The organism is Amycolatopsis sp. Hca4 (assembly GCF_013364075.1).
Lineage (GTDB): Bacteria > Actinomycetota > Actinomycetes > Mycobacteriales > Pseudonocardiaceae > Amycolatopsis.
This window is the reverse complement of the sequence record NZ_CP054925.1, coordinates 2,286,622-2,310,992: the sequence shown is the minus strand read 5'-3', so window position 1 is coordinate 2,310,992 and position 24,371 is coordinate 2,286,622. Positions and strand designations below refer to the sequence as shown.

General features: G+C 73.8%; 12 protein-coding genes and 2 pseudogenes. 9 read left to right on the top strand and 5 right to left on the bottom strand.

Annotation, left to right across the window (positions count from 1 at the left end):
• Positions 1-6: 6 nt before the first annotated feature.
• The 6 genes and pseudogenes from HUT10_RS09825 to HUT10_RS09805 all read left to right on the top strand — a co-directional run bounded on the left by HUT10_RS09825 (position 7) and on the right by HUT10_RS09805 (position 3,148).
• Positions 7-1,149: a hydroxymethylglutaryl-CoA reductase gene (locus tag HUT10_RS09825; protein WP_176170897.1), complete on the top strand. Its 1,143-nt coding sequence runs from the start codon at positions 7-9 to the stop codon at positions 1,147-1,149.
• A gap of 323 nt (positions 1,150-1,472) precedes the next feature.
• Entirely contained in the window at positions 1,473-1,751 is a 279-nt protein-coding gene (locus tag HUT10_RS09820) for a hypothetical protein (protein ID WP_176170896.1), read from the top strand.
• Positions 1,643-2,149 (top strand): annotated as a pseudogene (locus HUT10_RS52145) (AMP-binding protein); the annotation flags it as partial. The gene HUT10_RS09820 and the pseudogene HUT10_RS52145, both read left to right, overlap by 109 nt.
• Positions 2,056-2,367 (top strand): annotated as a pseudogene (locus HUT10_RS52140) (hypothetical protein); the annotation flags it as partial. The pseudogenes HUT10_RS52145 and HUT10_RS52140, both read left to right, overlap by 94 nt.
• Positions 2,368-2,660: 293 nt before the next feature.
• Positions 2,661-2,849 carry a hypothetical protein gene (locus HUT10_RS09810; protein WP_176170894.1) on the top strand — a complete coding sequence of 63 codons (189 nt, stop codon included), beginning with the start codon at positions 2,661-2,663 and terminating at the stop codon, positions 2,847-2,849.
• Positions 2,846-3,148, top strand: coding sequence for an acyl carrier protein (locus HUT10_RS09805; protein WP_176170893.1), 303 nt, complete (start codon positions 2,846-2,848; stop codon positions 3,146-3,148). The genes HUT10_RS09810 and HUT10_RS09805 overlap by 4 nt, the downstream gene beginning before the upstream one ends.
• 129 nt (positions 3,149-3,277) lie before the next feature.
• Here the strand turns inward: HUT10_RS09805 and HUT10_RS50800 are convergent, their stop codons facing one another.
• Positions 3,278-4,054: a hypothetical protein gene (locus tag HUT10_RS50800; protein WP_254896790.1), complete on the bottom strand. Its 777-nt coding sequence runs from the start codon at positions 4,052-4,054 to the stop codon at positions 3,278-3,280.
• On the opposite strand from HUT10_RS50800, the gene HUT10_RS09800 reads away from it, so the two are divergent.
• Positions 3,936-4,322 carry a cytochrome P450 gene (locus HUT10_RS09800; RefSeq protein WP_368660826.1) on the top strand — a complete coding sequence of 129 codons (387 nt, stop codon included), beginning with the start codon at positions 3,936-3,938 and terminating at the stop codon, positions 4,320-4,322. The two genes, HUT10_RS50800 and HUT10_RS09800, sit on opposite strands and share 119 nt — an antisense overlap.
• A gap of 18 nt (positions 4,323-4,340) precedes the next feature.
• Here the strand turns inward: HUT10_RS09800 and HUT10_RS09795 are convergent, their stop codons facing one another.
• The 3 genes from HUT10_RS09795 to HUT10_RS51820 all read right to left on the bottom strand — a co-directional run bounded on the left by HUT10_RS09795 (position 4,341) and on the right by HUT10_RS51820 (position 7,650).
• On the bottom strand, positions 4,341-5,675 hold the full coding sequence (locus tag HUT10_RS09795) for a salicylate synthase (RefSeq protein WP_176170892.1): 1,335 nt from the start codon (positions 5,673-5,675) through the stop codon (positions 4,341-4,343).
• Between the two features lie 95 nt (positions 5,676-5,770).
• A complete protein-coding gene (locus HUT10_RS09790; protein WP_176170891.1) occupies positions 5,771-6,355 on the bottom strand; it encodes a hypothetical protein in 585 nt (194 codons plus the stop codon).
• A 65-nt stretch (positions 6,356-6,420) separates the two neighbouring features.
• On the bottom strand, positions 6,421-7,650 hold the full coding sequence (locus tag HUT10_RS51820) for a 2-isopropylmalate synthase (RefSeq protein WP_176170890.1): 1,230 nt from the start codon (positions 7,648-7,650) through the stop codon (positions 6,421-6,423).
• A 226-nt stretch (positions 7,651-7,876) separates the two neighbouring features.
• Between HUT10_RS51820 and HUT10_RS09780 the strand changes: the two genes are divergently transcribed.
• Positions 7,877-21,520 (top strand): type I polyketide synthase, encoded by a 13,644-nt coding sequence (locus HUT10_RS09780; protein ID WP_176170889.1) that lies wholly within the window; start codon positions 7,877-7,879, stop codon positions 21,518-21,520.
• Between the two features lie 266 nt (positions 21,521-21,786).
• Positions 21,787-23,205: a helix-turn-helix transcriptional regulator gene (locus HUT10_RS09775; protein WP_176170888.1), complete on the top strand. Its 1,419-nt coding sequence runs from the start codon at positions 21,787-21,789 to the stop codon at positions 23,203-23,205.
• Positions 23,206-23,249: 44 nt separating this feature from the next.
• Here the strand turns inward: HUT10_RS09775 and HUT10_RS09770 are convergent, their stop codons facing one another.
• Complete coding sequence (locus tag HUT10_RS09770) at positions 23,250-24,074, bottom strand: IclR family transcriptional regulator (protein ID WP_176170887.1); 825 nt, start codon at positions 24,072-24,074, stop codon at positions 23,250-23,252.
• Positions 24,075-24,371 lie beyond the last annotated feature (297 nt).

Sequence of the window (24,371 nt, the reverse complement as noted above, 5' to 3'; positions counted from 1 at the left end):
TGTGAAATGCACATTTCGCGCACCAGCAGGCGGCAGCGGGAGGAACTGCTGGCCGCCCTGCTGGCCCACGACGAAGAGCTGATCGCCGCGTTGGAGACGACGCTCACCGAATCGGAGGTCGCGGGCAACGTCGAAAACTTCGTCGGTGCCGTCCCCGTCCCGCTGGGGCTTTGTGGTCCCGTCCTCGTACACGGGCGGCACGCGGTGGGCGAATTCGTGGTTCCGATGGCCACGATGGAGGGTGCCCTGGTGGCCTCCTACAGCCGCGGCGCGAAGATGCTCAGGGCGTCGGGGGGCTGCGAAGTCCTCGTGACGGCCGACCGGTTCCTGCGGGGCATCCACTGCCGGGTGGACACCCTCGACGATGCCCAAGCCCTCGTGGTGTGGTGCCGGGCCCAGGAAGCGGTGCTTTCCGCCGTGGCGGAGAAAACGAGCGGGCACCTGCTCGTGCAGCGGTTCGGCTACGACCACGTCGGCTCCACGGTGCTGGTTTCGGCCGAATTCACCACCGGTGACGCCATGGGCAGCAACATGGCGAGCAAGGCGATCGCCGCGGTGTCGGAGTACATCGTCGCCCACAGTGGCGTCGAGGTGGAAACGTTCCTGCCGTACCCGGAAGACAAGAAGCCCATTCCCGGGCGGCTGAAGGGCAAAGCGGTGACCGCGCGAGCGGTGCTCGCGGCGGACGTCGTCGCTTCGCACGGCCGAACGGACGTGGCCCGGGTGGACCGGTACGTCCAGGCATACCGGAGCACGCTGGCGCGCCACGGCAGTTCCTCGCTCAACATCCACGTCGTCAACGGCATGGCCGCCCTGTTCCAGGCCTTCGGTCAGGACATGGCCTACCTGGGCGAGTGTTCGCAGGGCATCGTCGACTCCCGCGTCACCAGCGGCGGCGACTGGGAGATCTCCCTCACCCTGCCCACCCTTGTCGTGGGAACGGTCGGCGGTGGGACGGGCCTTCCGGCCTTCCAGGCGACGCTCGGCATGGTCGACTGCGTCGGGTCCGAGAAGGCGCGGAAACTCGCCGAGATCATCGCCGCGGTGTTGCTGGCCGGCGAAGTCGGGTGCGCGATCGCCCAGTGCGCGGGCGAGTTCGTCGCCGCGCACGAAGCCCTGGGACGCAACAGCCCGGTTTCTGCGCATTAGACCGTCCGTCTCGGTGTTCTGTCCTTCCAGCTGACAGACCTCATCGGGAGGCACCATGGCAGAAGGCAATATCCCTGACCGCGCAACCGTGCTGGACGTCCTGGCCGATCGCGGGGAAACGGCTGCCGGCGGTCGCTTCCTCTTTCCCGGCTCCGGGGAGGTGCTCACCCGTGCCGACCTGATGCGCCGGGCCAACGGCGTCGCCGGCGAGCTGCTCGAGGCGGGCGCCGGGCCGGGGGCCGTGGTGGGCATCCTGCTGCCCGCCGCTCCCGCTTTCCCCCCCGGCGCTCATCGGCGTCCTGTCCAGCGGCGCCGCGGCCTGCGTGCTGCCCGTACCGGCCGCGATCCGCGACGCCGGCGCGGTCGCCGACGAACTCGCCGCCCACATCCGGGCCGCGGGAATCCGGCACCTGGTGACCGGGCATCCGTTCACCGCCGCGCTCGGCCCGGTCGTCGAACGCTGTCCCGGCCTGACCGTCATCGACGCCGGTTCGTGCCCGGTCCGGTCCCGGCGGCCGACCGAGGTGGTCGTCTCCGGACCCGAACCGGCCATCGTGCAGTTCACCTCCGGGAGCACTTCCCTGCCCGGGCGGTGTCCCTGACCCACCAGGCGGTGCTCAGCGGCGCGCTCGCGCCGATCGAACGCTGCGAACTGACCGCGCCCGACGTCGGCTATCAGTGGCTGCCGCTGTTCCACGACTTCGGCATGATCGGCTTGATGATCGCGCTGTGCGCGGGCTTCGACCTGCACCTGACCAGCCCGGCGACGTTCATCAGGCACCCCGCGCAGGCCCTGCGCCACTTCACCGAGCACGGCGTCACAATCTGCACCGGCCCGAACTTCGCCTACGACCGGCTGGTCGCGGCCGCGGAAGCGGACGATCCGTCCGGCATCGACCTCGGCCGGTGGCGGATCGCGCTCAACGGCGGCGAACAGGTCTCGCCCGGCACCGTCGACCGCTTCACAGCGGTGCTCGGCCGGTACGGCCTGCCCGGCACCGCGATGACGCCAGCCTACGGCCTGGCCGAGTTCTGCGCGGGTATTTCGATCGGCGCGCCCGGCTCGGTGCCCGCCACGGTGACCGTCGACCGCCGGTCCTGGTGGACGGTCGTCCGGTGTGCACGGCCGCCGGTGGCTCGGGCCGGGACCTGGTCGCCCAGGGCCGGCCCCTGCCGGGAACGGAGGTCCGGGTCGTCGACGCGGGCGGCACCGCGCTCCCGGAAGGGCATGTCGGCGAGCTGGAGGTCCGCGGGCCCAGCCGGATGAGCGGCTACCTGCACGACCCCGTGGCCACCGGGGAGGTTCTGCACGCGGGCTGGCTGCGCACCGGCGACCGCGGTTTCCTGCGCGGTGGCGAAATCCACGTGTCCGCCCGGATCAAGGACATGATCGTCGTCCGCGGGCGCAACGTGCACGCCGAGGACGTGGAAGCGGTGGCGCAGCACGCACCCGGGGTGTACCGGCGGCACTGCGCGGCTGTGGCCGACCCGAGGACGAACGGATCGTCGTCGTGGTGGAGACCGTGCACCCGGACCGGGCGGCCGTCGCCGAAGCGGTCCGGCAGGCCGTCGGCGAGCGGCTCGGGCTGTCCGGGGTCGTGGTGCACACCGTCACGCGGAACCAGCTGCCGAGGACCACCAGCGGGAAGTGGCGGCGCGCGGAGATCCGTCGCCGGCTGTCGGAGGAGGCACGACGGTGAGCACGCGGTTCGACGTGGTCGAGGTCCTGACCGGGCAGCTGGCGCGGGTGCTGGAGATCCCGCCGGACCGGATCCGGCCGGAGGACCAGCTCGCCTACCTGCCCAACGTCGATTCGTTGCGGCTGCTGGACGCCATCGCCGGCGCCGAGGACGCACTGCGGACGAAGGTCGACGAGGACGACCTGGTGGGCGTGCGGACGGTGGCCGAGCTGGCCGCCCTGTTCGCAGGCGGGGGGCCGCTCGTGACACCCCCGTTGCTGCCGCGGCCGCCCCACGACCGCGACTACGTCGAGGGTTAAGCGAAGCTGCGCGAGGAAGCGTCCGTGCACCGGGTGATGCTGCCCGAGGGGATGCCGGTGTGGCTGGTGACCCGGTACGAAGACGTCAAGGCCGGGCTGCGCGACGAGCGGCTGGCCGTCGATCCCCGGTCACTGAGTTCGCCGGAGCACAAGTTCGGCGGACGGCGGGTTCCCGAGGACACGCTGAGCTCGACCGGCAGGGACCTGCTCAACACCGACGGCGCCGAACACCGGCGGTTGCGCGCGCTGGTCCACGCCGAGATGTCGTCGGGCTCCGTCGGCCGCTGGCGGGCCGGCATGGAGCAGGCGGTGCGCGAACACCTCGATGGCCCCGAGGAACTCGGGCGGCGGGCGGGGGAGCGGCCGGTGAACCTGATGTCCGGCTTCGCCAACCCGCTGCCGGCCGAGGTCATCGGCATGGTGCTCGGCATCGACGCCGATCGGCGGCCCGACGTGGCCCGGCTGGTGCGGGAACTGCTGACCGACCGGGACACCGCCAGTCCGGAGATGATCGGCTGGTACCACGAGCTGATCGACCTCATCCTGGCGACGATCGAGCGCAAGCGCGCCGAGCCCGGCGACGATGTGATCTCGTTGCTGGTGGCCAAACCGGAGCGGATCGGGAAACGGGACCTGCTGAGCACGGTCATGGCGCTGCTGGTCGGGGGACCGCCCACCACCGCGACCACCCTGGCCTACGGGACCATCGTCCTCAGCCGCCGCCCGGATCTCCTCGAGCGCGTGCTGGCCGACGAGACCGAGGTCGCGGCCCACCGTCGAGGAGCTGCTGCGGCACCACCCGCCGTTTCCGTTCGCCATCTGGCGGTTCACCACCGAAGACGTCGAACTGGGCGGGGTCACCATCCCGAAGGACGCGACGGTGCTGCTGTCACTGGCCGCGGCCAACCGCGATCCACGGGTGTTCGCGGACGCGGACGCGGTCTGCCCGCACCGGCAGAACGAGCCGACGCACCTGGCCTTCGGCAGCGGGGTGCACCGGTGCGTGGGTGCCTGGCTGGCCCGGCTGGAGCTGTCGGTGGCCCTGCCCGCGCTGTTCCGCCGGTTCCCGCGGCTGAGCCTGGCCACCCCGGCCGACGAACTGGTGTGGACGAGCATGGTGTTCGACCGGCGGCTGGAGTCGTTGCCGGTGTGGCTGGACGGGCGTCCGCGGTGAGGTGGCCCCGGCGGCCGGCTAGGAACCGGCTCGCACCAGGAAGCGGCTGATGCTGCGCAGTTTCTCCCGGGTTTCCTCCAGCTCCCGCTCCGGATCGGACTGCGCGACGATCCCGGCGCCGGCCTGCAGCCACGTCCGCCCGTCCCGCCGGAACATGCTGCGCAGCACGAGGGCCGCGTCCAGGGCGCCGGCCGAGTCGACGGTCAGCACGGCTCCGCTGTAGAGCCCGCGGTGGCCCGGCTCGGCCTCTTCGATGAGCCGGCAGGCCGCGGCCTTGGGGATCCCGGACGCGGTCACCGCCGGGAACAGCGCCGCCAGCGCGGCCCAGCACCCGGTGCCCGGTCGCAGCCGGCCGGTGACCTCGGAGCCCAGGTGCTGGACGCTGCCCCGTTCCCGGACCGACATGAAGTCGCCGACGCGCACGCTGCCCGGTACGCAGACCTCCGCCAGCTCGGTGGCCGAAAGACGCACGGAGATCGCGTGTTCGTAGACCTCCTTGGGGTCGCGGCCGAGCTCGTCCCGCCGGGCCCGGTCCAGCTCGGCGTCACCCACCAGTGCTCTCGTCCCGGCCAGCGGCTGGGTGACGGCGATCCCGTCCGGGGTCACCGTGGCCACGATCTCCGGGCTGAACCCGGCGGCTTCCCAGTCTCCCTGGCGCACGAGGAAGGACCGCGCGGGAGCGTTGGCCCGGCGGCCGGTCAGGTACGTGGCCGCCAGGTCGATCGGGCCGGGCACGGTGACGCGGCGGGAGAGGATGACCTTGTCGAGCGTGCCGGCCCGGATGGCCCCCACGGCGTCGGACACCGCCCGGCGGTACGCCTCGGCCCCCTGCTCCAGGTCCACCTCGACCAGCTCGGTTCCCGCGGCGGCGGAGGCGGTCGCCAGCCGCTCCCGCAGCGGCCCCAGCTCGTCTTCGGTCCGGGCCCGGAGCACCGCCGCGCCCTCGTCGAGCTCGATCTCCCGCTCCGGTACGGTGAGCCGGAGCACCGGCTCGGAGCCTCTCGAGGAGCCGGAGAGCAAGTGGCTCAGTTCGAAGCTCGCCCAGCCGTAGGCGCGCCACCGTTCCCCGGCGACGGCGGTCCCCGCCTCGGCCAGCGCCTCACCGACGGCCGTCAGCGGAGCCCCACCGCCGGAGAACGACGACCGCCTGCCGTCCACGGCCACCGACACGCGGCCATCGGCACGGAGTTCGACCACGGCCAGTTCGCCCTCGGCCCAGCGCACCCGGCCACCGTTCTCGTAGAGCACGTGCCCTTCCCGGCTGCCGGCGCACAGGCCGGCGGCCGCGGCGAGGCCGTTCCCGGCGAACGGCACGCGCTCGGCAGCCGAGATCCTCAGCGCGGTTCCCGTCATCTGTGCACTCTCCGATCGATTCAGGTGTCGTGTGGTTCGGTACCCACGCCGGGCCGGCCGCGAAGAGCGGCGAAACGACCGCGGAGCCGGCCGGATCAGGGCAGTGAGTACGTGTTCGCGAGGTGGGCGAGGTAGGCGGCGGGGCCACCGTGCGCCCGGTCCTGGGCACCGTCCCGCACATGGGTCAGGGTGCGGTCCGGGTGCAGCTCCAGCGTCGTGGTGGCCCGCCGGTCTGCGGCGGGCCGTCCGTCGTGCAGGTCGAAGACGTGGACGTCGGCGGAGAAGGTCCGCCGCGCCTGCGCCGGGGAAGCGACGGGGGCCCGGCCGGTGCGGTTGGCGCTGCTGACGTGCAGGCGCCCCACGCCGTCGAGCACGGGGACGAGGGGCAGCCACCGGGCCCCGAACAGCAGGGCCTTCCCGTGCCGGGTGGCGGGGGCGAGCCAGGCGGGGTGGTCGTCCACCGGCACCAGCAGGGTCACCAGCTCCGCCACCAGCAGCCGGTGGGCGAGTGCGCGCGCCGGGGCGTCGAGCGCCAGGCACGGGGCGAGCTCCGCCCACCGTTCGTCGTCGGTGATCCACAGCGCGACGGACTGGTCGGCAGGTCGGCCTTTGGCGGCGTTGACCACGTCGGGCCGCGTGGCGGCGACGACACTGGTGAGCGGGTATGGGTTGGGCAGCACGACCGCTTCGCCGGTTGTCAGGGCCTGCCGCGTGCGGGCCAGCGCAGGGGGGAGGCCGGTGGCGTTCACACCGCCGCCGGTTCGCGTCGGGTGGCGAGGAATTCGGCGAAGTCCGCGTCGGGGATGACGGGGTGGTTGCGGCGGTAGGCTTCCGATTTCACCCATTCGAGCGCGGTCGTGGTTTCCTCGCGGGTCAGTTCGTAGCCGAGCCGGGCGGCCACCGAACGCACGACGCGTCCGCTGGCCAGGTGGGTCAGCAGGACCGTCGGTGCGATGCCGAGCACGGCTTCGGGGTCGAACGGCTGGAACGTGGCGGGCCGGACGAAGGGGGTGCCGGTGGAGATGGTGCCCACGCCGGTGCCGACGATCGGGGTGGTCACGGAGAGGGGAAGGCCGGTTTCGCCGGCGACGGCACGGGCGATGGCGGGCAGGCGGGTGAGGTCGGGGGCGGTGTGCCACAGGTCCGCGTCGTCGCCGAGCAGTTCCGCGGTGCGGTGGGCGAGCAGGAACAGCAGCTGTTCGGTGGCGACCATGCCGCTGCGCTCGGCGACCCCGAGCCAGGAGGAGGAGACGCCGCGGACGCCGGCGCGGACGCCCTCCAGGGTGTTGGCCAGGCCGAGGCCGAGGTCGTTGTGCAGGTGGGTGACGAACACCACGGCCGGCCCGGCCTGGGCGCGCAGCCGGGCGAAGAGCCGGCCCGCCCGCGCGGGCAACAGGTCCCCGGTCGTGTCGGCCACGATGATCAGGCCCGCTCCGGCGGCGGTCAGCTCGCCGGCGGCGGCCGCCATCAACGCGATGTCGGCACGAGGTGCGTCGGCGAAGCAGACATCGGGGATGACGCCGGTGCCGGAGTCGCGGACCAGCCGCACCAGGTCGACGGCGTCGCGCAGCGCTTCGGCGGCGGTGCGATGCACCATCGCGTCGGCGATTTCGTCGGAAGCGGGCACCACGATCATGATGCGCGCGTGCGCCGCGCCCTGCACCGCACGACACGCTTGGAGGACGTCTGCGGACGTCGCCCGGCACACCGCGGCCGGGCTCACCGCGTCGGAAGCCTCGAGCGCGACCCGGCGGGTGGCGTCGAACTCCTCCCGGCACACGGCGGGGAAGCCGGCCGCGAACACCACGTGACGGGGCCCGTCCGCCCCGAACACGGCGCCCTGGGCGCGCGCCAACTCCACGCGGAAGCCCGCGCTCATGAGCGTCTTGCCTTGAGCGCCGTCGCGCGCGGACTCCTCCCACAGCACCAGCCGCCCGGCCAGCGCTGTTTCGCGCACGACATCGATGATCGGCATGCAAGACCTCCGGATTTCCGTCTCGACTGGCATTCGGCGCAGTGGCCACGCCGGAACGCGCATCGTCGAGCCGGGTGGCGACCTCTCCAGAGTCGGCCAAAAGTCACCACACGATTACGGTGTGTTCCGGTTCTCGGAACGCCTTTTCGTCGAGCTGTCGCGACGGACCTACGTTCGGCGGAGCAGGCCCGTCCGCGGAGAGCGCCCGATCCACCGAAGGAGCGAAGTGTCCGACAAGTCGATGAGCCCCGTAGGATCGGACGCGGTAGCGGTGATCGGGCTTTCGTGCCGGCTCCCGCAGGCAGCCGACCACGCCGCGTTCTGGCGGCTGCTGGCCGGCGGTACGGACGCGATCACCGAGGCGACTCGCTGGGACGCGGGTCCGGCCGGTGGCGAAGACGGCGCGAGCCCCGGCCGGGCGCGCACCCGCTGGGGTGGCTTCCTCGACGACGTCGACCAGTTCGACGCCGGTTTCTTCGGCATTTCGCCGCGTGAGGCGGCGGCGATGGATCCGCAGCAGCGCCTGATGCTGGAACTGAGCTGGGAAGCGCTCGAACACGCCGGAATCGTGCCTGCGACGCTGGCCGGCCGGCCGGTCGGGGTGTTCGTCGGCGCGTTCGCGGCGGACTACGCCACCGTGACCGCCGGTCAGGGGACCGAGGCGATCGGGCACCACACCGTCACCGGCCTGAACCGCGGGCTCATCGCCAATCGGCTGTCCTACGCGCTGGGGCTGCGCGGCCCCAGCTTCACGATCGACTCCGCGCAGTCGTCGGCTCTGGTCGCGGTACACGTGGCTTGCGGGAGCCTGCGCTCGGGGGAGTGCGAGACCGCGCTCGTCGGCGGCGTGCACCTGAACCTCGTGCCGGAGAGCGCCCTCGCCGCGGCCGAGTTCGGCGGCCTCTCGCCGGACGGCCGCTGCCGCACCTTCGACGCCCGCGCGAACGGCTACGTCCGCGGCGAAGGCGGGGGAGTCGTGCTGCTGAAGCCGCTCGCTCGGGCACTCGCCGACGGCGACACGGTGCACTGCGTGATCCGCGGCAGCGCGGTCAACAACGACGGTGCCGGTGCCGGGCTCACCGTTCCCGACGCCGGCGCCCAGGAGGCGGTGCTGCGCCACGCGTACGAGCGTGCCGGTGTCGATCCCGCCGAAGTCCAGTACGTCGAGCTTCACGGCACCGGCACCCAGGTCGGTGATCCGGTCGAGGCCCGCGCTCTCGGCGCCGTGTTCGGCCCGGGCCGCACCGAGCCGCTGCGCGTCGGCTCGGTGAAGACCAACATCGGGCACCTGGAGGGCGCGGCCGGAATGGCCGGGCTGCTCAAGACGGTGCTGTCGATCGGCAACGGGGCACTTCCCCCGACGCTGCACCACGAGCACCCCCACCCCGGCATCCCGCTCGCGGAGCTGGGGCTGCGTGTGCAGACCCGGTTGTCCACATGGGACGTTCCGGCCGGGCGGCGGCTTGCCGGGGTCAGCTCCTTCGGCATGGGCGGCACGAACTGCCACGTCGTGCTCGCCGGCTGGGAAGGGCAGCAGGCGGCACCGCAGCCGGTGACCACCCATCCCGCCGGGCACCTGCTGCCTTGGGTGCTGAGCGCCAAGACCCCGGCGGCGCTGACCGCCCAGGCCGCCCGGCTGCTCGAGGTTGCGGGCGACTTCGAGCCTGCGGGTGTCGCGGAGCGGCTGCTGGCGTCCCGCACGCTGTTCGGCCACCGCGCCGTTTTTTTCGGCCGGGATCGCGAGACGCTGCTGGCCGGCCTGGCCGGGGTGGCGCAGGGGCTCCCCGGGGCGCAGGCGGTCGTCGGCGAGGTGGTTGCGAGCGATCCCGTGTTCGTCTTCCCCGGCCAGGGCGCGCAGTGGGTGGGCATGGGCCGCGAGCTGCTGGACGCCGCGCCGGTCTTCGCCGAATCGGTGGCCCGCTGCGAGCGGGCGCTGGCGCCGCACGTCGACTGGTCGCTCGGCCACGTGCTGCGCACCGGTGAGCTACTCGACCGCGTGGACGTGGTGCAGCCCGCCACGTGGGCGGTGATGGTGTCGCTAGCCGCGCTCTGGCGGTCCTTCGGGGTCGTGCCGCGAGCGGTGGTCGGCGGGTCCCAGGGCGAGATCGCGGCCGCCGCGGTGGCGGGCGTGCTGTCCCTGGAGGACGCCGCCACCGTCGTCGCCGTGCGCAGCCGGGTCATCGCCCGGCGCCTCGCGGGCGGGGGCACGATGGCGTTCGTGGCGCGGCCCGCCGACGAGGTGCGGGCGCAGCTGCCCTCCGAGGTGGCGGTCGCGGTCGTCAACAGCCCCGCGGCCACGGTGATCGCCGGTCCCCCGGAGCAGGTCCAGCGCCTCGTCGACGACTGGCAGCAGGCCGGTGTCCGGGCGAAGCGCATCCCGGTGGACTACGCCTCGCACAGCCCGCAGGTGGACACGGTCCGCGAAGAGCTGCTGGAACTGCTGGCCGACGTCCGGCCGCAAACCGCGGACATCCCGTTCTACTCCACTGTCGACTGCGCCTGGACCGACCGGCTCGACGCCGCCTACTGGGTGCGCAACCTGCGTGAACCCGTGCGGTTCGCCGACGCGGTGCGGGACCTGCTGGACACCGGTGCGCGGCTGTTCGTCGAATCGAGCAGCCACCCCGTGCTGGTGGCGGCCATCGAAGACACCGCCGCGGCCGCCGGCGTCGCGGACGCGGCCGCTATCGGCTCGCTGCACCGGGACGAGGGCGGCCTGGACCGGTTCCTCACCTCCGCCGCCGGGGCGTTCGTCCGCGGCGTGGACATCGACTGGAACACCGTGCTGCCGGCCCGGACTGGCACCGCGGTGCGCGCGTGCGACCTCCCGACCTACGCATTCCAGCGGACGCGGCACTGGATCGAAGCCACGGGTGCCCCCGTTCCCGCGCCGGTCCCCGGCATCCGCCCGCAGGCCACCGAGGTGTCCACAGTGGACCTCGTCCGCGCCCAAGCGTCCGTCGTCTTGCGGACGACGGCGGACGCGATCGACCCGAAGCGCACCTTCAAGCAGCTCGGCTTCGACTCGGTGATGGCCGTGGAGCTGCGCAACCGCCTCAACGCCGTCACCGGCAAGCGCCTGCCCACCACGGCGGTGTACGACCACCCGACGCCCGCGACCCTCGCCCGGGTGCTCGGTGACTTCGACGGCCCGCCCGCCGACGCCCCGGCGACCACGACCGCACCGGCCGCCGAAGCCGACCCGGTCGTCATCGTGGGCATGGGCTGCCGGCTGCCCGGGGGTGTCAGCTCCGCGGACGACCTGTGGCGCTTGGTCGCCGGCGAGGTCGACGCCGTCGGCGGCTTCCCCGCCGACCGCGGCTGGGACCCGGGCGCGGTGGACGGTGACTTCGCCCGCCGCGGCGGGTTCCTGTCCGGTGCCGCGGACTTCGACGCCGAGTTCTTCGGCATCTCCCCGCGCGAGGCGCTGGCGATGGACCCGCAGCAGCGGCTGCTGCTGGAGACCTCCTGGGAGGCCCTGGAGCACGCGGGTACCGACCCGGAATCGTTGCGCGGTAGCAGGACCGGCGTTTTCGTCGGCGCGATGGCCGGCGACTACGGTCCCCGGCTGCACGAGGCGACCGACACCGTCGCCGGGTACGTGCTCACCGGTGCGGCGGGCAGCGTCGTCTCCGGCCGCGTGGCGTACGCGCTCGGCCTGGAAGGTCCCGCGGTGTCGGTCGACACGGCGTGTTCCTCGTCGCTGGTGGCCCTGCACCTGGCGGTGCAGGCCCTGCGCAGCGGCGAGTGCACGCTCGCGCTGGCCGGCGGCGCCACCGTGATGAGCACGCCCGGCATGTTCGCCGAGTTCAGCCGTCAGGCCGGCCTCGCCGCGGACGGCCGGTGCAAGGCGTTCTCCGCCGACGCCGACGGCACCGGCTGGTCCGAAGGCATCGCGGTGCTCGTCGTGGAGAAGCTCTCCGACGCCCGGCGCCACGGCCACCGGGTCCTCGCCGTGGTCCGCGGCAGCGCGGTGAACTCCGACGGCGCGTCCAACGGGCTCACCGCGCCCAACGGCCCGTCGCAGCAGCGGGTGATCAGCGCCGCGCTCGCGGACGCCGGACTGTCCGCATCGGACGTCGACGTGGTCGAGGCACACGGCACCGGCACCGAACTCGGCGACCCCGTCGAGGCGAACGCGCTGCTGGCCACCTACGGGCAGGACCGCGACCGCCCGCTGTGGCTGGGCTCGCTGAAGTCGAACCTCGGGCACACCCAAGCCGCCGCCGGGATCGCCGGGGTGATCAAGATGGTGCTGGCGATGCGCCACGGCGTCCTGCCGAAGACGCTGCACGTCACGGAGCCGTCCCCGCACGTCGACTGGAACAGCGGCGCGATCGAGCTGCTCACCGAACCGCGGGCCTGGGACACCGGGGGCGTCCGGCGCGCGGCGGTGTCGTCGTTCGGCATCAGCGGCACCAATGCCCACGTCGTCCTCGAACAGGGCGACCCCGTCCCGGCCGGTGCGCGGTCCACCACGGCCGTGCCCTGGGTGCTCGGCGCCAAGACACCCGCGGCCCTGTCTGCGCAAGCCCGGCGGCTGCACGCCTTTCTCGAGGACCACCCGGAGCTCGGCACGGCCGACATCGGCTTGACGCTCGCCACGCGGCGCACGGCGTTCGAACACCGCGCGGTCGTCCCCGGAGGTGACCTCGACGCTCTCGCGAAGCTCGCGCGGGGTGACGACACCGGGCGCGAGGTGGCCCGCCCGGGCGGGACGGCGTTCCTGTTCTCCGGCGAGGGCGCCCAGCGTCTCGGCATGGGACGCGGGCTGCACGCGGCCTACCCGGCGTTCGCGCGGGCTTTCGACGCGGTCGTGGCCGAGCTGGACCGGCACCTGGCCCGGCCGCTGCGCGAAGTGATGTGGGGCTACGACGCGGACGCGCTGGAGCGCACGGAATTCGCCCAGCCCGCCTTGTTCGCCGTGGAGGTGGCGCTGTTCCGCCTGCTCGAACACTGGGAGGTGCGCCCCGATCACGTGTCGGGCCATTCGATCGGCGAGATCGCCGCGGCGCACGTCGCCGGCGTGCTGTCGCTCGCGGACGCGGCCCGGCTGGTGGCGGCGCGCGGCCGGTTGATGCAGGAGCTGCCCGGCGGCGGGGCGATGGTGGCCGTCGAGGCGACCCTGGACGAAGTCCGGCCGCAGACGGGCGAACTGGTCAGCGTGGCCGCGGTGAACGGACCGGCCGAGATCGTCCTCTCCGGCGCCGAAGCCGAGGTCCTGGCGCTCGCCGCCGGGTGGACCGCTCGCGGCCGGCGCACCCGCCGGCTGCCGGTGAGCCACGCGTTCCACTCGCCGCTCATGGCGCCGATGCTGGCGGAGTTCGGCCGGGTCGCGGCCGAACTGGACCTCCGCGAGCCGGTCATCCCCGTGGTCTCGAACCTGGCGGGTGCCACCGGCTTCGACGCCGCGCACTGGGTCCGGCACGTCACCGACGCGGTGATGTTCGCCCAGGGCGTCGACCGTCTGCGCGAGTCCGGCGTGACCCGCTTCCTCGAGGTCGGCCCGGACGGCGTGCTCACCGTACTCGCGCAGGACAGCCTGGACGGCGAGGTGGCGATCGCGTCGCTGCGGCGCGACCTCGACGAACCCGCCGCGCTGGCCGCGGCGCTCGGCCGCCTGCACGCCGCCGGCGGCGACGTCGGCTGGACGGCCTACTTCGCCGGCGCACAGCCCGTCGACCTGCCGCCGTACGCGTTCCAGCACGAGCGGTTCTGGCTCGCTCCCAGCGCCGGTGGCGCGGTCACCGCGGCGGGCCTGACCGAGGTCCGGCATCCCCTGCTGAGCGCCGCCGTGCCGCTGGAGGACGGCATCGTGCTCACCGGCCGGCTCGGCGAGGAGCGGGCGCCGTGGCTCCCCGAGCACTGCGTCGGTGACACCGCCGTGCTGCCCGGCACCGCGGTGCTGGAGATGGTGCTGTGCGCGGCCGGGGAAGCGGGGTTCGACCAGGTCGGCGAACTGGTCCTGCTGGCCCCGCTGGTGGTGCCCGCCGACGTGCGGGTGCGGGTGCGCGGCGACGTGGTCGAAGTGCACTCGCAGCGGGAGGGTGAGTCGGTGCTGCACGCGACCGGTTCCCTGTCCGTGGCGGCCTCGACCGGGCCCGTCACCTGGGCGCCACGGGGCGAGGCCGTCGCGCTCGACGACCTGTACGCGGAGCTCGGCGGACGCGGCTTGGCCTACGGTCCGACGTTCCGCGGCCTGCGTTCGGTCCGGCGGGACGAGGGTGAGCTGTTCGTCGAGGCGCAGCTGCCGGTGGACGGCGGCGGCCACCTGCTGCACCCGGCGTTGCTCGACGCCGTGCTGCACCCGCTGGCCGCCGGTCACCTGCTGCCGGACACCGGTACGGCGCGGGTGCCGTTCACCTGGAGCGGGGTGCGGGTGCACGCCTCCGGGGCCTCGGCGCTGCGGGTGCGGCTGACCGCGACCGGCCCCGACTCGGTCGCCCTGGTGGCGTGGGACCCGGCCGGCGGCCTCGTCCTGGACGGCGCGCTCGTCCTGCGCCCGGTCGATGCCGAGCGGTTCGCCGTGCAGCAGGCACCGCTTTACCGCATGACCTGGGAGGCCGCCGAGCTGACCACCGCCGGCGCGCCGGGCAGGCGGGTGGACGTCGAGCCGTCGTCCGTGCGCGACGGGCTGGCCCGGACGCTGGAGCTGGTGCAGTCGTGGCTCGCGGAGCCGCACGACGGACCGCTGGTGCTCGTGACGCGGGACGCGGAGACCGATCCGGCGCAGGCCGCCGTGTGGGGCCTGGTGCGGTCCGCGCAGACCGAGCACCCCGGCCGATTCCGGCTGATCGACCTGGACGGGGACCCGGCTTCGCTCGCGGCGTTGCCTGCGGTGCTCACCGCCGCGGAACCCCAGGTGTCCGTGCGCGCCGGCGAGCCGCAGACGCCGCGCCTGACCAAGGTCACCGCCACAGCGGCCGAACCCGGGTCGTGGGCCGGCTCCTCCCTGCTGGTCACGGGCGCCGGGGGCGTGATCGCCTCCGCTGTGGCGCGGCACGCCGTCCGCACCCGGAACATCGGTCACGTCGTGCTGGTCAGCCGGCGCGGCGAGGACAACGCCGCGGTGGGCGCGCTGGCCGCCGAGCTGCGGGACCTCGGCGCGGCGGTTTCGATCGAGGCGTGCGACGTCACCGACCGCGGGCAGCTGGCGGCCGTGCTCGGGCGCGTACCCGCGGGCTTTCCGCTGCGCGGGGTGTTCCACGCCGCGGGTGCGGTCGCCGACACGGTCGTGCGGTCGCTGACCCCGGCCGGCCTGGACGCCGTCCTGGCGGCGAAGGTCGACGCGGTCACCCACCTCGACGAGCTGACCCGGGACCTCGACCTGGAGTGGTTCGTTACCTGCTCGTCGGTCGCGGGCTGGTGGGGCACAGCCGGACAGGCGAACTACGCGGCCGCGAACAACGCGGTCGACGCGCTGGTCCGCCGCCGCCACGCCGACGGCTACCCCGCGCTGTCGCTGGCGTGGGGGCTGTGGGAGGAGCGCAGCGAGCTGTCCGCCCACCTCGGCCGGGCGGACCTGCAGCGGCTCGCCCGCGTCGGCATCCTGCCGTTGGGCACCGCGGAGGCGCTGTCGGCCTTCGAAGCGGCCCTCGCCGCGGGCGACGAAGTGCTGGCCCCGGCCGAGGTGAACGTGCGCGACGCGGTGGCCGGCGCGCTGCCGCCGTTCCTGGCCCCCGGCCGCTGCAAGCCGGTGCGGGCCAAGGCGGCCGCCGCGGTCGCCGCGGCCGACACCGCCAGGGTGACCGAGGTCGTGAGCCGGCGCGTTGCCGCGGTCCTGGGCCGCGCCGCCCTGCGGGACGACCAGCTGGACCAGGCGTTCTCCACGCTCGGCATCGACTCGCTGACCACGCTGGAGCTGCGCAACGAGCTGACCGCGGCGACCGGCGTGCCGCTGGCCCCCACGGTGCTGTTCGACCACCCGACCCCGAACGAAGTCATCGCACACCTGTGCGCGGCACTCGGTGCCCAGGAGAGGGACGAGGAGGAGGCGGCCGGAACCGTGACTGCCGCCGCGGCCGGGAGCGACGACGACCCGATCGTGATCATCGGCATGGGCTGCCGCTATCCGGGTGGGATCGCCACGCCGCAGGACCTGTGGGACCTCGTCGCCCGCGGCGGGGAGGGCGTGACGCCCTTCCCGGCCGACCGGGGGTGGGACCTGGACACCCTCTTCGGCGATCCCGACCACCCCGGCAGCTGCCACGCCCGGGCCGGCGGTTTCCTGCACGAGGCCGCCGAGTTCGACGCCGCCTTCTTCGGCATCTCCCCGCGGGAGGCGCTCGCGACCGACCCCCAGCAGCGGCTGCTGCTGGAAACCGCCTGGGAGGCGGTGGAACGCTCGGGCATCGACCCGCGGTCGCTGCGGGGCAGCCGCACCGGCGTGTTCGCCGGGGTGATGTACCACGACTACGCCACCCGGCTGCGGGAAATCCCGGCCGGCCTGGCCGGGTTCCTCACCAACGGCAGCCTGGGCAGCGTCGCTTCCGGTCGCGTCTCGTACGTGCTGGGCCTGGAAGGCCCTTCGGTGTCGGTGGACACCGCCTGCTCGTCGTCCCTGGTCGCCCTGCACTTGGCGGCTCAGGCGCTGCGGCAGGACGAGTGCGAGCTCGCGCTCGTCGGCGGCGTGACCGTCATGTCGACACCGAACACCTTCGTCGACTTCAGCCGGCAGCGGGCGCTGGCGCCGGACGGCCGCTGCAAGGCGTTCTCCGCGAGCGCCGACGGCACCGGCTGGGCCGAGGGCGTGGGCGTGCTCGTCGTGGAGAGGCTGTCCGCCGCGCGGCGCAACGGGCACCAGGTGCTCGCGGTCGTGCGCGGCACCGCGATCAACTCCGACGGCGCGTCCAACGGCCTCACCGCACCGAGCGGGCAGGCCCAGCAGCGGGTCATCCGCCAGGCGCTGGCCGACGCCGGCCTGCCCAGCGCCGCCGTCGACGTGGTCGAGGCGCACGGCACCGGCACCGCACTCGGCGATCCGATCGAGGCCGGGGCTCTGGTGGAGACCTACGGACGGGAGCGGACCGAGCCGCTGTGGCTGGGCTCGTTCAAGTCCAACATCGGGCACTCGCAGGCGGCCGCGGGCGTGGGCGGCGTGATCAAGATGGTGATGGCGATGCGGCACGGTGTGATGCCGAAGACGCTGCACGTCGACGAGCCGTCCCCGCACGTGGACTGGTCGGCGGGCGCGGTCGAGCTGCTGACCGAGGCGCGGGCGTGGCCGCGGCGCGGCGGGGTGCGCCGGGCCGCGGTGTCCTCCTTCGGCATCAGCGGCACCAACGCCCACGTGATCATCGAGCAGCCCGCGGCGCCCGAAGAGGTGAGTTCCGTGCGGCCGTCCGAAGGCGCGGTGGCGCCGTGGGTGCTCAGCGGGCGCACCGAGGCGGCGGTCGCCGGCCAGGCGGCCAAGCTGCTGGCGCACCTCGATGTCCACCCGGCCACCGGCATCCTCGACGTCGCCCACGCGTTGCTGTCGCGTTCGGTCTTCGAGCATCGCGCGGTCCTGCTGGGGGATGATCTCCACGCCCTGGTCTCCGGCCTGGAGGACGTGGCCCACGGGCGGCCCGGCCCGGACGTCGTGACCGCCCCCGCGGGTCCGTCCGCCGGTGGCACCGCGTTCCTCTTCGCCGGGCAGGGCAGTCAGCGGGCCGGCATGGGCCGGGAGCTCCATGCCGCGTTCCCCGCGTTCGCCGCGGCGTTCGACGAGGTGTGTGCGAAGCTGGACCGGCACCTGCCCCGGCCGCTCCGGGGCGTGGTGTTCGAGGACGTGGATGCTCTGAGCCGCACCGAGTTCACGCAGCCGGGCTTGTTCGCGCTGGAGGTCGCGCTGTTCCGGCTCGCCGAAGCCGGGGGACTACGGCCGGCCGTGCTGGCCGGGCACTCCATCGGGGAAATCGCCGCCGCGCACGTCGCGGGGGTGCTGTCGCTGGCCGACGCCTGCACGCTGGTCGCCGCACGCGGCCGGCTGATGCAGCAGCTCCCCGCCGGTGGGGTGATGGTCGCCGTGCAGGCCCCCGAGCACGAGGTCGCCGCCCTGCTCGCGGGCCACGAGGCCGCGGCCGGGATCGCGGCGGTCAACGGCCCGTCGGCGACGGTGCTTTCCGGTGCGGAGGCGGTCGTCACGGGCATCGCGGAGCAACTGCGGGACCGCGGGTACAAGACGCGGGCGCTGCCGGTCAGCCACGCGTTCCACTCGCCGCTGATGGCTCCGATGCTCGACGCGTTCCGGGCGGTGGCCGAACGCCTGGAATACCACGAGCCGGGGATCCCGCTGGTCTCGACGGTGACCGGCCGGCCCGCCGGACCGGGCGACTTCACCACGGCGGGGTACTGGGTGCGGCACGTCCGCGAGGCCGTCCGCTTCCACGACGCCGTCCGGGCGATCGAGGCGCAGGAGGTGCGCACGTTCCTCGAGCTCGGCCCGGACGGCGTGCTGACCGCGCTGGCGGCCGGCTGTCTCGCCGACGCGGGCACGGCGACCCTGCTGCCGTCGCTGCGCAAGGGCCGGCCGGAGAACCGCACGGTGCTCGAAGCGCTCGCCCGGCTGCACGTGCGGGGAATCGCGGTCGGTTGGGCGGCGGTCCTGCCCGGCGGCCCGCGCCGCGACGTCGACCTGCCGACGTACGCCTTCCAGCACGAACGGTTCTGGCTGGACGTACCCGAGGAGGACGCCGACGTCGAGTCGATGGGCCTGGCCACGGTGGGCCACCCGCTGCTGGGCGCGGCCGTGCCGCTGCCCGACGGCGGTGCGCTGCTCACCGGCAAGCTGTCCGGGCAGAAGGTCGAGTGGACCGGCGACCACCGCGTCGGCGGCGCGGTCGTCGTCCCGGGCACGGCCCTGCTGGAGATGGCCACGCGGGCGGGCGAAGAGGTCGGGTGCGCCCGCGTCGAAGAACTGGTGTTCTTCGCGCCGCTGGTCCTGTCGCCCGGCCGGGACCTCGGCGTGCAGGTGCAGGTGTCCGCGCCGGAGCCGGACGGCTGGCGCAAGGTCGGGGTGTTCTCCCGCCCCGAGGGCGGCGAGCAGTGGACCGAGCACGCGACCGGCGTGGTGCGGCCGCGAACCTCGGCCGGCCCCGAAGCTCCGGCCGCGTGGCCGCCGGCCGGCGCGGTCCCGGTGGGCCTGGACGGTCTGTACGAGCGGCTGGCCGAGTCCGGGCTGGACTACGGACCCGCCTTCCGCGGCCTGCGGGCGGCGTGGCGCAGCGGCGACGACGTCTACGCAGAGGTCGCGCTGCCGGAGCCGGCGGACGCGGGGCGTTACCTGCTGCACCCGGCTCTGCTGGACGCCGCCCTGCACCCGCTGGTCACCGGCGAGCTGCGGCTGCCGTTCTCCTGGAACGGCGCGGAGGTCCACGCGACCGGCGTGTCCGAACTGCGGGTGCGGCTGCGCACGACGGGGCCGGACTCGGTCGCGCTCACCGCCTGGGACACCACAGGCACGCCCGTGCTCACGGCCGACCGGCTCGCGCTGCGCGCCGTCGGACCGGACGAGCTGCGGGCCATCGCGGCGCGGCACGACGACGTGTTGTTCCGGGTCGGCTGGGAGCCTGTGCGGTTGCCGTCGTGCGGGAGGCATTCGGCGCGGGTGGTGCCGGTGCCCGCGTTCGACCCCGCGGCGCCGGTAGCGCCGCAGGTGCGCACCGTTCTGGTGCGGATGCTGGCGGACCTGCAGGCGTGGGTGGCCGACGAGCGGGGCGGCAAGCTCGCGCTGGTCACCCGCAACGCGCAGGCCGACCCGGTGCAGGCCGCCCTCGGCGGCCTGGTGCGCACGGTGCAGACCGAGCACCCCGGCCGGCTGCAGCTGATCGACGTCGACGGCACGCCCCAGTCCGACGCGGCGCTGGCCGCCGCGATCGCTTCGGATGAGCCACAGGTGCAGCTGCGCGGTGGTACCGCGCGGGTGCCGCGGCTGGTCCGCGCCGCGGACGCGGCGCACCCGGACTGCGAACCGGGCGCGTGGGCGGCCGCCACGCTCCTGGTCACCGGCGCCGGCGGGGTCGTCGGCTCGGCGCTGGCCAGGCACGCCGTCACCGAGTACGGCGTCGGCCACGTGGTCCTCACCAGCCGCCGGGGTGCGCAGGCCCCCGGGATGCCGGAGCTGGCCGCGCACCTGCGCGCCCTGGGCGCCGAGGTGACGGTCGAGGACTGCGACGCCGCCGACCGGGACCAGGTGCGCGCGGTGCTGGAGCGCATCCCGGACGCCTTCCCGCTGCGGGGCGTGGTGCACGCCGCGGGTGTGTCCCGCGACAGGGTGTTCACCGCGATGACCGAGGCCGAACTCGATGCGGTGCTGCCGGCCAAGGTCGACGCGGTGGCGAACCTCGACGAGCTCACCCGAGGCCGGGGCCTGACCTGGTTCGTGGTCTGTTCGTCGGCCGCGGGTGCGTGGGGCAACGCGGGCCAGGCGAACTACGCCGCGGCCAACAGCGCCATCGATGCGCTCGCCGTGCGCCGGCGCGCGGCTGGGGAGCACGCGGTGTCCCTGGCGTGGGGCCTGTGGGAGGAGCGCAGCGAACTGAGCGGCCACCTCGACCACACGGACCTCGCGCGCTTGTCCCGCCTCGGGTTCGCTCCGCTGGCGACCGGGGACGCGCTGGCGGCGTTCGACACCGCGGTCCGCCTCGGTGAACCGGTGCTGCTGCCGTTCCGCCTGGACACGCGGAACGTGTCCGAGAGCGCGAGCGCGCCGCTCACCCCGTTGCTGCGCAACCACGTGCGCAAGCCGATCCGCCCGGCGGGTCACGCGGAGACCGAGCCCCGGGTGAAGCTGGCCGACGTCCTGGCCGGCCAGGACGAGGGGGAACGGCGTGCGACGCTCGAGCGGCTCGTCCGGACCGAAGTGGCCGAGGTGCTCGGCCACGCCGATGCCGCCGCCGTGCCCGGCGACCGCGGCTTCTTCGAGATCGGGTTCGACTCGCTGACCTCGCTGGAACTGCGCAACCGGGTGGAAAAGGCCTCTGGGCTGTCATTGCCGCCGACGGTGGTGTTCGACCACTCGACGCCGGGCGCGCTGGCGGCGTACCTGCGCTCGCGGCTGGTGGTGGCGGAGGTGGTTCCCGAGCCGGTGGGCTCGGTGAAGCTGACCGGGATGACGGTCCTGCTGACCGGAGCCACCGGCGGGCTCGGCCGGGTGTTCGCCGGGGCCCTGGCGGACGCCGGGGCCAACCTGGTGCTCACCGGCCGCAGCGGCGGGCAGCTCGACGAGCTGGCGTCCACCCTGCAGGAGCGCGGGACGGGCGTGCTCGCCGTGTCCGCGGACGTCACCGACCGCGACGCGCCCGCGCAGGTGATCGCCGCGGCCACGACCGAGTTCGGCGCGGTGGACGCCCTGGTGAACAACGCAGGTGTGGCGGGTCCGGTCGGGCCGATGTGGGAGACCGACGAAGCCGAGTGGTGGCACGCCATGTCGGTCAACCTCCGGGGCTCGGCTCGGGTGATCCGCGCCGCGTTGCCCGGCATGCTCAGCCGACGCAGCGGCCGGATCGTCAACGTGGTCAGCTCCGCCGGCAAGCACCGGTGGCCGACCCTGTCGGGGTACTCGGTCTCCAAGGGCGCGATCATCAAGCTGACCGACAACCTCGCCCCGGAGCTGGCCGGCAGCGGAGTGGCGGCGTTCAGCTACCACCCGGGCCTGGTCGACGTCGGCATCACCGGCGACCAGCTCCGGCGCGCCCGCACTCGGGACCGGCACCTCAACGGGATCGGCGACTGGCTGGCCGACCAGCGTGACGGCGGCCGCTTCACGGAGCCGGAGCGCGCGGCGGTGATGCTGCTGCGGCTGCTGAGCGGCGAGGCGGACGCGTTGTCCGGCAGCTACCTCACCCCGGAGGACGACCTCACCGCGCTGCTGGGTCGCCGCGAGCGCTGACCAGTCCGGTGCACCCGCGCACCCGCGTCGACCCCCGTTCGGCTGACGCGGGGTGGCGCTCTCGGGATGACGGCAGCGCACGGCTCGAACACGCGGTGAGCACCTGCGGCGACGGAAATCACACTCTGTGAAAGGTGCCTCACCGAAACGAGTGAATTTATGCCCCGATTGCGACGGATCCGGCCGTATACAGCTGACCAAAGGTTAGATTCCTGACACGGCGTTCGGTGGCTCACCGGCCACGGCCGGGACTGATCGGAGGTTGCGTGCTGGGGTCGGGCGAGTCCGGAGACGCCGAGCGGATCCGCCGTGCGCTGGGCGAAGCCCGGACCGAACGCGAGCGGCTCGGTCACCTGGGCCGGTGGAGCGAGGCGGACGAAGCCGTGCTGGTCACCTTGCGCGACGTCCTCGCGGTCGCCTCGGACGAGATCATCGGAACGGACCTCGGCGGGCTGGTCTACGTGGCCGGCAGCCCCCGGCCCGGGCACCGCAGGCTGCGGGGCAACTGGGGGCCGGTCCCGCCCGACCGGCTGCACGCCACCTGCGCGATGCTGCTGGTCAACCGCGGCCGTGAGCCGAACACTGTGGTGGAGCTGGCTCAGCGGGCACTGGAGTCCTTCGCCTGGCGCGACCTCGGAACTTTCTGGTACTCCGTGCTCGCGCTGGCCTACGCCGACGAAGCGGGTGCCGCCGGGTACCACCTCGATCGGGCGATGGCGCGGTCGGGCTGGTCCGCACCGCACCCGCACAGCTCCGGGCTCGCCGTGCTGCGGGCCCGGGTCGCCGCGCTCGGCGGTGATCCGCAGCGTGCCTGGCAGCTGCTCGACGGTGCGCTGCGGCAGGGCGTCGTGGACCAGTTCGCCGAAATCGCCGTGGCCTGGGCGATCGCCGCGCTGGTGGACCTCGGCGAGGTCGACCGGGCCGAAGACCTCCTGCTCGCGCACGGGTTCGCGGAGGCGCTGGACGACGTGGTCGACCGCGCGGAGGTGCTGGCGGCCCGCGGTGCGCTGCGGGAAGCCACCGGGCGGCCGCACCTGGCCTACGAGGACTTCACCGCCTGCGGGCGCGAGCTGACGGGCTGGGGCGTCACGAACCCCGCGGTGCTCCCGTGGCGGTCGCAGGCCGCGCTGTGCGCCGCGGCCACCGACCGCCGCAGCCTGGCGCTTTCGCTCGCGAACGAGGAGCTGCTCCACGCGCAGCACTGGGGTACGCCGCAGGCGATCGGCTCCGCACTGCGGGCGGTCGCCCTGGTCTCCGACGAAGACATGGACGTCAAGCTGCTCAAGGAGGCGGCCGACCACCTCGTGCGCAGCAACGCACGCGCCACCCTCCTGCGGGCGCGGTACGAACTGGGCGTCAAGCTGAGCGTCCGCGCCCGGGACGAAGACGGGCAGTCGGCGCTGCGCGCAGCCCGCGCCACGGCGGCGGAAATGAACAGCGAAGCCTGGGTGAACCGCATCGACGCCGTGCTGCGGCGATGGGCGGGTGCGGGCGCCGAAGCCAAGCTGACCGCCCAGGAACGCAAGGTGCTGAACCTCGCCCGGGCCGGGCTGGCCAACAAGGCGATCGCCGCCCGGCTGGGCCTGGGCACCAGCACGGTGGAGTTCCACCTGTCGAACGGCTACCGAAAGCTGGGCATCGCCGGCCGCGGCGAACTGCGGTCGTTCATGATGCCCGTCTGGTGAGGCCGCGCGAGCAGGGGTTCGCCGTGGTCGCTCGCGCCCGGGCCTTACGCGCCGGAACCGGCCACGGAAGAGGGCCGGCAGAAGGAAGCCCGCGGGCCCAGCCGGTCGCCGGCGGCCGCAGCCACGTCCTTGACCGCGTTGATGAAGGTGGCCTTGTTCCGCAACGGCATCGGGCCGAACGCGCAGATCGCGAGGTCCGGGGCAGCGAAACCCAGTTCGATCGGCGCAGCCACGGACACGACGCCGGGCAGGTACTCGTTTTCGACGACGGCGTGCCCGAGTCGGCACACCGTGTGCAGGATCCGGGCGAGTACCCGGGGGTCGGTGGTGGTGTGCGGGGTGAACCGGGTGAACGGCGGCGTCCGGGTGGGATCGAAGACATCGAGGTGCCGGGCGATCAGGGTCCGGCCGAGTGCCGTGCAGTGCACGGGCAGCAGGTGGTTCCCCGGGCGCACGTACCCGCTTTGGTGATGGCTGTACAGCGTGTCGAGCACCCGGATGTTGTGCCCGGAGAGCTGCCCGAGGGCGACAACGGCGCCGGTGCGGTCCCGCAGTTCCATCAGGTAGGGACTGAGGAGGAGCCGGAGCCGTTCGACGGCCGAGCGTTCGGTGTCGTCGACCATGTCGAACAGGCGGTCGCCGAGTGTGTAGGTCCCGTCGTCGCGGCGGAGCACGAGGTCGAGGTTCGAAAGGACCCGGAGCATGCGGTGCACCGAAGCTTTCGGGATACCGGTGAGCCGGGACAGGGCCGACAAGGACGGTGCCTGGGAGCTCTGTCCGACGGTTTCCAGCAGTGCGAAGGCCTTTTGGAGCGGCCGGCCCGGTGACTCGACGGTGTCACCGGTCTGGTGGACGTTGCTTCGCGGCATGGCGAGCCCTCCGGTGCAGTGTTCGTCCGCGGTGCCGGGTGGAAGGCGGGAACCTCCCCGCGGCCACGGCCGGAGGAGGTCGACGGACTGGACGAGTCGACTTTAAGCGGCGACCGGCCGGGCACGAAGAGTCGTAGGAAGATGTTCTACTTCCGGTGCCCGAAAGACCCGGGCACGTTTGAGTCCTGATTGGACGGACAGCGGCCGGCCGGCGGCATCCGTGGAACGCGTTCCACAACCCGGAACGGGCCGTTGCCGTGACCACGCGGGCTGGCTAGCTTCCAGTGGGAAAGACGA